The organism is Pedobacter sp. 05T44, assembly GCF_056395985.1.
The window spans coordinates 202,230-214,955 of sequence record NZ_JBFTKO010000002.1 but is presented as its reverse complement, the minus strand read 5'-3'; the positions used below and the strand labels follow the sequence as shown (position 1 = coordinate 214,955).

The window sequence follows — 12,726 nt, the reverse complement described above, 5'->3', positions numbered from 1 at the left end:
ATAGCCTGCGCCCTTTGAATTAGGGAGCGCAGGCTATGTAATTAATTTGCATCCCACCAAAGTGGTGTGAGCAATCGATATTTTTCAGAATTATCTCCAACATTATCAGGGTTCCGGGTCTGTTCATTACTTTCGTAAACCATCCCTCTAATCCACTGGGTTGGGTTATTGGCATCAAATATAACAGTATTTAGGTTTAAAGGTCTAACCAGTGAAGGTCCATATATGGCCTGGCTAAAATCGGATCTGCGCATATCTACCCACGTTTCAGGATTTAAACATAATGAAATGTATTTCTGTCTCATGATATGACTTAAACCTTGGGTCAGGTTCGCAAAATGTGCATTCAAGCCGTCAGCCAACTGCGCCGTCCAATAGGTATTAATATCTGCACCTGTAACTCCAAGCTTGCGCATGTTAGATTTCACACCTTCCTCATAGGCAGCCAATGCCCCCGGTATATCCCCCGATCTCAATCGAGCTTCCGATTCAATCAATTTCACTTCAGAGTAAGTGATGAAGGGATAAGGTGAAGTTTGCTTGGTATAGAAACCGCTGTTGCTAAAAAGCCCATAATCATTACCGTTCTTTTTTGTCGCATCACCATTCTGCCCATTAGCTAAAATACCTTGTCCTCCAACCAAACCGCCTCCAGATCTTAGACCCCTGTACTGGCCGTCGGAAACGGCTGGCTGCATGATCTTGCTGATCCGTGGATCCTGAAGAGTAGCATTGGTGACAGGCAATGTTGTAAGCATATTCACAAAAAACTGGCTCCATGCGAAGTATCTGGGATTATAGCTATTGTCATTTGGTGTAGAGCCCACCGGCACGGTAAATCCGCCCCAGCTGTACCATGGGTTTTCATCGGTCGGCAATGCACCTGCCAGATATGGAAATTCGGCATCCATTCCATCAGCATTAAACGCATTTCCGCAGGCTTCAATAATCTTTGTGGAATTATAAAGCGCTCCTTTTTTAGAAAGATGGTTTAGGTACCGGGCTTTAAGTGCCCAGGCAAAACGTTTCCATTTATCTACATTTCCCTGGTATATGATGTCCCCTGCTGCAGAATTTAAGGTTGTATTGTTTGTCGGATTATTAAATGCGACAATGGCTTCATCCAGCAATTTATCTATCCGTTGATAAACGGTTTGCTGATCCTGCATTTTAGGTGTCAAAGAAAGCTGAGTCTTCCCATTATAAAATTCATCAATTACAATGGCACCATACTGATCGGCAAGCAAGCCAAAGTTCATCGCCAATAAAGTTTTTCCGGCACCAACAAAACACGGGCTCCCCTCTTCTTCTCCCAGATTGATCAAATCGATACAATTAGGCATCGTAAACACATACGTATTTTGCCAGGCAAAATAGCTTGCGGTAAAGCGCCAGGTCTCTGCATTCAGGTTGGTTCCCGTTAAAAGTTTGGTTACACCATACTGGGTTAAGCCGGCAATCTCTCTGCCTCCTCGCCACATTGCGGCACCATTAGAAGTGGTAATGGCACCGACCAGTCTGTTTGCTGCAGTTACCTTAGTGGGGTTATTCGGATCTGTATTTACATCCAGAAATTTCTTACATGAAGGGGCTATAATGGCAGCGACCAAAACCAGACAAACCAGCCCTTTTTTATATATCGTATTCATAATTAGTCCTCCTTATTACAATGTTAATTTTAAACCTAAATCAAACCCTCTGGTAGCTGGAACACCCAGATTATCAAAACCAAAAGAACCCGTTCCCCCTACTCCTGCACCACTACCCGAAACTTCCGGATCAACACCGGAATAATCTGTAATCAATAATAGGTTACGACCTGTTACGGTAAATGAAAGTCCTTTGATTTTTAATTTACCAAGGTACTTTGTGGGCATATTATAGCTAAGTGTAGCATATCTCAGTCTTACCCAGCTCCCATCTTCTACAAAATCGTAACCCTGGTTGGCGTAAATGGTCTGGTAGTAATTCTGGTTTAAAGGAACTGCAATTGTATTCTGAGCGCCGGTTGATTCAATAATTCCCTCAAACACCTTAGTTCCTCTATCCAGGGTTTTCAGGCTCAAGCCCGATCTTACCAAAGCATTCTCTGTTGCATTGAATACCTGGCCGCCCGAACGGACATCGACCATAAACGAGAACATAAAGTCCTTATAATTGAAAGTATTGGTAATTCCCATTGTAAAATCAGGATTTCTGTCACCAATATTAGCCAGGGCAGTCTGAACCTGTGGATAACCAGCATTGTTCAGCAATAGTTGTCCCTGTGCGTTTCGTTTCCAGATATTTCCATTTATACCGAATAAACTACCGTTTAAAAAAGCAGCTCCCTGTGCTACGTTAGAAGCGGCCCAGGCATCAGACAGTTCAATCCTGTCAATTTTTGCGGGTAATGCCTTAACAACAGAGGTATTGTGCGCAAAGTTGATGTCTATTGACCATTTAAAATCATTGCCCACGATTGGTCTTCCATTCAGTATCACCTCTATGCCCTTATTTCGTATAGACCCTCCGTTTAGGGTTGCTAAAAAAGAGCCTGAAGATGGTGGCGTACGCAACTGCAAAATCTGGTTATCAGACTTGCTTGAATAATAAGTTACATCTAGCCCTAAACGGCTTTTAATGAACCTCAGGTCTGCCCCTACTTCAAAGGCACGTGTAAATTCAGGAACCAGCAACGGGTTACCAAAAGCATTATTAGAGTTGATAATAAACCCTCGTGGATTAATAGTGAAATCATTTGTTAGGGTAGCCAATGAGGTGGTAAGTGAATATGGCGAAGCATCCTTACCCACATTAGAATAAGCAGCTCTTATTTTACCGTATGAAAAAATACGGTCATCAGATTTGGCTCCCATTTCTTTTAGCAGGTCGGTCAAAATCAATGCCCCACTTAACGAAGGGTAAAAGAACGATTGATCTTTTACCGGCAAAGTAGACGACCAGTCATTCCTTCCCTTAAAATTCACATAAGCGATCCCTTTCCAATCCACATTAAAATCCCCAAACCAGCTGAATATCCTTCTGCGTCTCAAATCTTCTGAAGTTGTTCTATCAGAAGGCTTGGTGTTATTAAGACTGGCAAATGTAGGGTCAATAAAATTAAGCGCACTGGAGGTAGAAGTCTGCAGAGAGCTGACTTCAATATTGTTACCTACAGAAAGACTAAGATTTATGTCGGCTCCTATTTTCTTTTTACCTGTCAGAATAGCTGTTGACGTAGTGATCTGATTATTGGCTACGGATTGTGCAATAGACCCTTTGATTACATTGGGTTCCAATGTTCCCGGCATCCTTACAGATTTAAAATTCTCAGTATAATAGTCTGTACCTATCCTATAGGTAAAGTTTAAAAAGCTAACGGGATTATAATCCAGGTTACCTTGTACAATTATCCTGTTCACCTTACTGGTAAAAGGTTTATTATTTATGGTCCAGTAAGGATTGTCTGTCCCCGTAGAGTTGATAATTTTCTGAGAGCCATCAGTATTAAGGTAATCTTTCATATCTAGACTACGAGGCCAGGAAAGCGCTCCCATAATGCCATTAAAGCTTCCTTGAGAAAGATACTTCCTGTCTGTGCGGATATAATTAGCACTTCCTCCGACGGTTAATTTTTCTCCAACTTTGGTATCTGCATTTATTCTGAACGATTTTTTCCCAAAGGTAGAATTGTCAATAATCGATCCCTGTTCTAAAAAAGATCCGGAAGTATAATAATGGGAATTGTCTGTGCTGCCACTTACCGAAACATCATGTGTTTGTGCAAAGGCATTTTTAAAAATAGCACCAAGGTTATCATAGATAGGTTCCCCTGAAGAAAAGGCTGGTCCCCAGGAGCCCAATGCTGTTACATTGGCAGCACCTTGCTCGCCTTGTTTAAACTGCGATTGAAGTTCAGGAAGTTTATTGATGTGATCAAATGAAAAATTATTCTGATACACAATTCTTGCAGCTCCACCCGAACCTTTTTTAGTGGTAATAACAATTGCTCCTGAAGCTGCCCTGATTCCATATAATGCCGCAGCCGCAGGTCCTTTCAAAACAGTGATGGTTTCAATATCTTCCGGATTGATGTCTATTGCCCGGTTTGAAGCTGGAGCCACTGAAGCCACCAAACCACCCTGAGAAACGGGAGTACTGTTATCTACAGGAATACCATCCAAAATAAACAAGGGCTGGTTACTGCCGCTCAGTGAACTTCCTCCCCTGATCATGATGTTGGCAGATGAACCAGCAGCACCGCTGGAATTGGTGATCTGCACACCTGCAACCTTGCCTTGTAATGCATTTACGATATTGGGTTGCTGAGAATCTACGATATCCTGGGCCTTAACATTTTGGGTAGAAAAGCCCAGTCCCCTCACTTCCTGTTTTACACCAAAGGCCGTAACCGCAACCTCATTTAAGATTCTGCTGTCCTCAGCCAGCTTTACATTGATCACCTTGTTTCCTGTTACCTGAACTTCCTGGCTTATGGTACCAATAAAACTAAAGACCAGTACATCCCCGGTTTGTGCGCTGATGGAATAATTACCCGATTCATCGGTACTGGATCCACCGGACTTGTTTTTGATTTTTACTGAAACACCGGGCAGTGGGCTATTGTCGTTTGCCGAGGTGACTTTACCTGATACGGTTATCTGCTGGGCGGCGACATGTGTAATACACAATCCTATACACAGAAATAACAAGAGTAGTTTTCTTTTCATAAAATGCCAATTTTAGTAAAATTTAAACTGTTAGTTAACGATTGTAATGCTTATTGGTTGGTTTTGCCTGGTAGGAACTTACATAACACGCATTAACCTGCATAATAGTAATCCTTATAGTAAATATCCATAATAATTTTAATAAAAATAGCTAAAAACAAACTATTTCAAGTATCCATGTACTTTATTCATTGCAAAAAACCGCAAATACCTGCATTTTTATCTCTACAAGTTCTTTTCTTAGCTTTATCAATGGTAGCCTAGACAAATTCTTTCATTATATACGTATGCCGCAGAAAATATCTGACGGATTGCGCAAAAAAAAATGGCTATCAACATTATTAACCAGGTTAATAATGTTGATAGCCATTTCTTAATCCTGGGTGGATTATTGACCATTTTCCCAAAAAAATTATCGAAAGAGCCGCGACAAGATTACTAATACCCTGCAGCTCTTTTTAGCTTTACAAACATTTTTTTGTTCGAGCCATCTCTTTTAGTCTTGTATAAATTCCAATTATTGGCATCAACACTTTCCAAGTGAAATGATAGCGCAGGATCCGACAGCTGATTTTTTACCCATATCGGAAAAGCATTGGCCGCTCTCGCATCTTCCCATGTTCTTATCGCTTTAAAAATGGCGTCTTTTTGAGGACAGCCTTCAACATCCTTTTGATTTATTTTTAAACTGTATGTTGTGCCAACCCCTACTGAAATGGCTTGTATATGTTCATATTCTTCAACTTTAGATTTGGGATTGATAGGGAAATTACCGCCCATTCCCACAGGGAAATAGTTAGCATAGGTTACGTCACGAAGGTCTTTTCCCTGACTGGTTGTGCTGCCCCATTCGCGGGTTTCAGCATCGTACAAATTCTTTCCGCCACCAACATTCCAAATGCTTTGATAATGCCAGGATCCTTCAGATAAAGTAGCGCCTGTGAAACGGATATATGGAACGCCTAATTGCTTTGCCTTTTCAAACATTTTTCCAAAGAAGCGTTTGGTCGAATAGTAACCGTGTCCATTATTAAACAAAAACTCTTGTCCATCGAAATCGTAATAAGCAAGGCCATTGATCTTACAAATCTCTGCAAAGTGCTCTGCAATTTTGTCTTGCAATTGCATATTCGGGATAAGCCCATCGTAACCATAATTAACCGTGACCTGAAGTTTATAAATGGTATCTCTGTTAGCGTGATTTGATGGAGTGGTCTTCCAGTATCCTCTCTTTACATTTAAAAGTCGGTAAGGTTTATCCTTCGAAACTCCAATATAATGGATAAGTTCTTTACCAATTTTTATCATATTTAAGTCGGCACAATGACCCTCCCAACTGGCAATCTCATCAAGATGCGTTGGATCGTCAACAAGAATGACCGTGTCAGTTGCACTGATACTTTTTACAAGTAAGCGCTTTTGCTGATAACACAAACTATCGCTGGGCGTTGGACTAGCATCCAGCGTACCTGGAGCTAAAGAATTTGTAATAGGAGTTCTGCCTATGGTAATACCATGTTTAGCGGCCATATCCGAAAATTCCTTATGCGAAACATTCCCGCTTGTTAATTTTATTGGTTTTTTCTCAAAATTCTTTCCGTCAATATATCCATTGTTACCGCGATCAGCTTTCAGAAAGCCCTGATCATATAAACTGATTGTTTTAAAACCCAATCTTGAAGTATAAGAGATAATGCTATCATTTAAATTACCACTGGTAAGGGCATCAGGAACAAAAGCTGCTGGATCTTTTATCCATTTGCCGTTAATAGTTGGATGAGGGAGCTTTTCCGCCAAGACAATTTTTTGAATCACATCCAACAAAGCTGTGCTATCCGGACTTCCCCATAACGCGACAGATGATCCGACATAATCTATCGGCAGTGGTTGCACCTGTATATGGTTTGGTTTATTGGCGGCCATAAGCGGCATAAGTGAAAAATTGATTTCTCTTTCAACAGACCTGTCTCTTGATTGATAAGCAATAGATATTTGGCCTTTTTTGTCTACCAAGGCTGCATTACCATACATAATTCTATACCAAGGTTCTTTGTGCGCATAAAAAGCTACATCACTAATACCATCTCCTCCTAGTGTAAAAATCTGTCCTTCGTGTAGATCTTTAGGTAAAGGAAAGCGCTTGGCGTCTGGTGTATGTATTATATATTGAAAAGGAGCTGCATCACCAATAGTTTCGGCTAGCCCGCTAAGGGTTTTGTCGTTCAGGGCAAGCATGCCAATTGCATAGTTAACCGTTTTGCTGGTGTCGCGCGCAACGCCAATAATTTCACCCATTAGATTGGTAATATTGGTATGGTAGTTTCCCCACTGGATCACATCAATTCCATTACGTGGTGAGAGTGATTGCAACGTAAGTTTAAAATATTTCTTTTTAGGTACAATACTAATTTTGGCAACAGAACCATTTGGATACTTAAGTACCATTGTCTGGCTGGTCTGAGTATAGGTTGCACTGGTGGGCTGGTAGTAAACATTCTTTTTACTATCATATAAACTCATCACCGGCGATGGCTTATCTGAAGGACTAAATTCGCGATTAGGCTTCACCGTAATGTTTTTCATACTGGTGATCAAGCCTTTGTTATTGATCTGGATTTTAAAATAATCGGTATTAAAATTGTATTGCGCAAAAACCGATATTGGAATTGTCGCAACAAAAAAGGCAATTACGAATTTTATGAAGTTTAGTTTCATAATGGATGTGTTATTTCAGTTGTGTGTTTTTATATCTAAATTCTACTATTTTACTAAAGTTGACTTATTCTTTACATAAAATATAAAATCATGGCCAGAATTTCTTCCGACCACGACTGGAGCGCTAATCTCCATTTTTAAGTGGATTAACTGTTTAAAAAACTACTGTAAGGGATCAAAAGAACCACCCCACTCTTTGTTTTGCGGCAATTGATCAGGTTCAATAGAAATCTGCGCAGGATTTAAAGAATTAAACCAGTGATTCAAACTCAACTTGTAAGTCTGATTAGTCGAAGCCGTTTTATCAAGGCTTTCTACAATAACGGCAGAAAATTTAGATCTTACTGAAGCGGTCATAATATTATCGGTATTCCCGGGCAACGCCTGACCTTTATTTAGCATCAGGAATAAACCCCTTCTGGTAGATTGCGTGTTCAGGATATCGTAACGTTTCCATCTTCTTAAATCACTAAATCTAAATCCTTCAAAGGCAAGCTCCACCTGACGCTCATTCATGATCGTAGTACGGACATCGGCCTGCCCAGCCACAGTAATACCATACTTCTGGCCTCCACCAGGAGAGATGCCTGCACGTTGGCGAATAGCATACAAAGCAGTTAATGCCTCATTAGTACGACCTGTTTCATTGGCACATTCAGCAAGATTTAAGAGCAGTTCGGCATAGCGCATTGGCGAAAACCAACTTTTAGCACCAGCAGCTACACCCACTAAGGCATTTCTGTCTAAAAGCGTGTCTAAACCTTTACGCTGGAAAAATCCTGACACCCCGTTTTCATCGCCATTTTGGACAAGTGGAGAAATACCAGAGAATAAAGAATTATCTCTTGCCGGAACTACCGTACTCGGTGTTGCTGCTGCTTTCCAGGTCCAGGCCTGCCAGTAAGAATGTGATCTTGGGCTTGTCATGCCAATCGTATTTACATCGGGTGTAGGGTATACTGTACCGCCGCACCAAATAGTTGCGTAAAAACGATCATCACGGTTGGTATAAAAGTCTGTTAAAAACTGTTGATTATAAGCTGGATTAGACAATTGGTTTTTATCAAACTGCATAGGGCTGCCATCCCGTTTTGGATAAGCAATCAATAGTGGCAGTATTGGCTGATCCGTATTGGTATCTCCATTTGTAAATGGAAGTGGTCTTATGGAGTTAAAGTTCATGTAACTGTCCGGGTAGTAGTACTGCCTGGTCATAATTTGCTCTTTATTCCTCGAATACCAAATCAACTTGTAGTTTTCAAACAGGCCAAAACCTGCATCATCTGCAGCCTCCACTGCAGCTTTAGCCGCATTGTAAGCATTTACCCATCTATTCTGATCGTTTGTGGGGTTAAATAATGGGCTTGCATACCATAAAAGTACCCTGGCTTTAAAACCAAGTGCGGCAGCGCGGTTAATTCTGCCGTAGTCAGCCCCGGTATAATTGGGTGGCAAAACGGGAGCAGCTTCATCCAGATCTTTAATGATTTGTGTGACACATTCCGACGTTTTGCTGCGTGCTACTTTCAAGGAGTTTGGGTCGTTACCATTCTGAGTGTGCAAGATCAATGGTACACCCCCAACTGAACTTACCATTCCCCAATAAGTCCAGGCCCGCCAAAATTTGGCCTCGCCTATCAACCTGTTTTTGGTACTTGGACTTAACACCGATTCCGATACATTTGCCAATTGATCCATAAAATAATTGGTTTTGTCGATATAAGTATAATCCAGACTAGTGAAATTTACTGCCACATCGACTATACCTTGTTGGAAATTACCTAAGTTTCCCCCCGATGCGTTGATACCCTCGTCAGCGTTGGCTCCGCTACCAAGTGGCCATCTAGGCATAAGTCCACCGTACACGTCGTTCAAATAAGCCTTAATTAAGACGGAATCGGTCCATACATTCTGTGGATTTATGGCACCTGTGTTTTCATAGTCCAATCCTTTTTTACAAGACGAGCCGAACACAATTAGGGCCACATAAAGGATAAATTTATTTTTATTTAGATACTTCATTTTGATTTCCTTTTAATGTTAAAATTTAAAACGTTACACTAACACCGGCATTGAATGATTTAACAATAGGGAACGCCGTGCCGCCATTCATTTCCGGATCATAGAATTTTTTATTGAATTTACTGATCACAAAAAGGTTAGATCCTGATGCATAGAAACGAACATTGTTTAAATATTTCTTATACAATCTGTTCGGAACATTATAGGCAACATTCAAAAACTTTAGGCGTAGAAAACTTGCATCAGCCAGCCAAAAATTACTTCCACTTGTATTAACCGATCTTACATCGTCATTTGCGCTGTAGCGAAAAGGTAGCCAGGCATTAGGATTTTCTTCGCTCCATGATTCATCAGACCACGGACGCCACATTCTGTTCCATTCTACCCCCCCTGACAAATCCCGAAAAGATTTTTTGTAGCCAAATGAGCCATTAAAATTAGCCGTCACGCTTAACCCTTTCCATCCCACATTTAGGTTTAAGCCCAGGACTTTAGCGTTATTGCTTTTATTGAGTACAGTGATGTCATTATCATTGATAGTATTGTCTCCATTGAAGTCCTTATAGGCAAACTGGCCAGGTTTGGGCACATTCCCATTGAAATTATACCCCGGATGAGCCGCTAGCAAAGCATCAACATCAGCTTGTGATCGAAGCAAATGATCAACAGTATAACCTGTAATCATATTGGCAGAACGACCACCTCCTATAATATTTTGATAATCATAGGTGATATTTTGATCCCTTAGGACATACCAGGAATTACCGTAGGTGGCATTTAGACCTATATCATACTTAAATTCTCCAATGTTATTACTATAGTTCAAACTTAGATCAATACCATTTGCTTTCATTTTTCCATAATTTACTGATGGTAAAGGGCGGCTAAAAGTTGGGGGTGTACTTTGAATCCTTGTACTTAAAATATCATAGGTAAGGGTATGCCAATATTCTGCAGTGGCAGTGAAGTGTTTTAAGAAACTGATATCAACACCAAAATTCTTGTTCAGGTATTTTTCCCAGGTAATATTAAGATTCGGAAATACATTGTATCGTATTCCCGGATTAAGTGAAGGGGACTCGCCAAAAATTGCATTATTCCCTGCAATGTAATTATCTTCATACTGCCAGCGTTTCGCATTCGAATCATCTTTCGCACCATTTGGGTCTATTCCCACAAAGTCATTCCCGGTTAGTCCAACTGAAGCCCTTAATTTTAATGACTCTACCCCTTTTACGTTGCTAAAGAAATTTTCTTTTGAAATGATCCAAGCTGCGGAAGCTGAGGGGAAGAAACCCCAACGTTTATCTTCTGGAAAATTTACCGAACCATCATAACGATAAGTAAATGTAGCGACATACTTATCAGCATAATCATAAGCAAATTGCCCAATATACGATTTACGACCAGTTGTAGGCAGGAAACCGTAAGTATTACTAATCCCCTTTGTAGGTGTACTATTTACTACACCCGCCCCTCCGGTAGATGCCCACCATTGATCAGTCATATAAATAGGAAAACCATTGATGACGGCATCTATACCATCATAACTCCTTTCCTGACGCTCGTACACCAATGCCGCATTTACGTGATGTTCACCAAAACTCCTTTCAAAATTTACCTGAAGGTTCAACTGTCCCTCCTGATTCCAGGCCGACAGTTTTTCTAAACTAGGTGAATGTGCAGTAAGACGCTGTCCTACAATCGTATTCAAATCCCAAATAACAGGCTCAACCTGTTTCAATTGGTAATAGGTGAAAGGATGTGTATATATTTTTTGATTGCTGTTGTTAAAAGTTTTTATATAACCCACTTTAGCACTTAACCCCTGCAAGAAGGGTGCTTTGTAAGTTAAATTTAAATTAACAACAGATTTAATGGCTTCAGAATTGTTATATCCTGCCAATCCATCTGCTTCACCAGATTTATTGGAAATCCAAAAATAATCGACCGGTAAACCAGTCGCGGTAAACGAGGGCATATAAGGTTGCCACAGTAGGAGCTTAGGATACATATCTCCTGACCAATCGCCCTGAGGGGAATTAAATTTATTATTATTTAAGCTAAGACCAGCAAAAACAGTTACATCTTTGGTAAGGTTAGCTGTTATATTTGCCCTAACATTGTATTTTTTTTCATTAGTATTCTTGATGAAAGTTTCTTGATTTACATAAGAAGCTCCAACAAAATATTGAAGTTTATCTGTACCTCCAGATGCACTTAAATTATGTGTAGTAATAGAAGGGTTTACATAAACATCTTTTAATAGATCAAAACCATATCCCTTGCCCCCACCAAAATCTGTATCTTTAAAATACGCTTTTGCAGTCTCAGTCCAGGGGGTATTTGCCGGTCCGCCGGCTTCACCCCAAATTCTGTTTTGAATAACTCCCCATTCCATAATATCTGTTAGCTCCATATTTTTTCCCCGGACATCTCGCCCAGTATTCACGGAGTAATTAACAGTTGCTTTACCTGCTTTACCACGTTTGGTAGTAACTAATACTACACCTGCGCCCGCACGGGCACCATAAGCAGCAGTAGTAGCTGCATCTTTTAAAATAGTTACTTCTTCAACGTCATTAGGACTTAAGTTGTTGAATTCCGCAGCATCACTAGTAACTTTTCCATCAATTACATATAAAGTCGGCGCAGCATTCCACGAACTTGGTGTTCTTATACTAATACCAGGTTGCTCTCCAGGTTTACCACTAGGGGTAGAAACATATAAACCTGCCATTCTACCTGCTAATAAGTTACCAACTGAGGTCGTCGGAATTTCAGTGTCTTGTTCTATAAATTTGACGGAAGCTACTGAACCGCTCATGAGGGTTTTCTTTTGCTTTGAATAACCAACAATTACCGTTTCCTGTAATCCAATAGTAGTAGAAACCATTTCTATTATCATTCCTTGTTTAGGTGCAACAGTTACAGTCTGATAACTAATCATTGTAATTTTTAGCATTGACCCGTTAGGCACGGCAATTGTAAATTTACCAGATCCATCCGCTTTTACTGATGATGCAACCTCAGCTTCGTTGGCTTGTGTCCCCGTAACGGAGATAGTTGCCCCGGCCAATGGAACCTTCCCTTCTGAATCAACTACTGTCCCAGATATTTTTTCTTGCGCAAAAACATAATGGGATTGTAGTAACATGAAGACGATTCCGAGCACCCGCAAGTGCATTTGTAATACCTGTTTCATAATTTAAATTATTTGGTTGTTGGTTATTTGACTGTTTTATCTCCTATACGAAAACAATCGATTGCTTACGGA

General features: G+C 40.4%; 5 protein-coding genes. All 5 read right to left on the bottom strand.

All coding sequences use genetic code 11. The features are described 5' to 3' along the window. Window positions 1-41: 41 nt before the first annotated feature. The 5 genes from AC1DDK_RS05610 to AC1DDK_RS05590 all read right to left on the bottom strand — a co-directional run bounded on the left by AC1DDK_RS05610 (window position 42) and on the right by AC1DDK_RS05590 (window position 12,654). A complete protein-coding gene (locus AC1DDK_RS05610) occupies window positions 42-1,649 on the bottom strand; it encodes a SusD/RagB family nutrient-binding outer membrane lipoprotein (protein WP_337716745.1) in 1,608 nt (535 codons plus the stop codon). 15 nt (window positions 1,650-1,664) lie between these two features. Then, window positions 1,665-4,712: a SusC/RagA family TonB-linked outer membrane protein gene (locus AC1DDK_RS05605; RefSeq protein WP_337716743.1), complete on the bottom strand. Its 3,048-nt coding sequence runs from the start codon at window positions 4,710-4,712 to the stop codon at window positions 1,665-1,667. 438 nt (window positions 4,713-5,150) lie between these two features. Continuing rightward, complete coding sequence (locus tag AC1DDK_RS05600; RefSeq protein ID WP_337716740.1) at window positions 5,151-7,427, bottom strand: hypothetical protein; 2,277 nt, start codon at window positions 7,425-7,427, stop codon at window positions 5,151-5,153. Between the two features lie 162 nt (window positions 7,428-7,589). Further along, window positions 7,590-9,449: a RagB/SusD family nutrient uptake outer membrane protein gene (locus AC1DDK_RS05595; RefSeq protein ID WP_337716738.1), complete on the bottom strand. Its 1,860-nt coding sequence runs from the start codon at window positions 9,447-9,449 to the stop codon at window positions 7,590-7,592. A gap of 25 nt (window positions 9,450-9,474) precedes the next feature. Next, window positions 9,475-12,654 carry a SusC/RagA family TonB-linked outer membrane protein gene (locus tag AC1DDK_RS05590; protein ID WP_337716736.1) on the bottom strand — a complete coding sequence of 1,060 codons (3,180 nt, stop codon included), beginning with the start codon at window positions 12,652-12,654 and terminating at the stop codon, window positions 9,475-9,477. Window positions 12,655-12,726 lie beyond the last annotated feature (72 nt).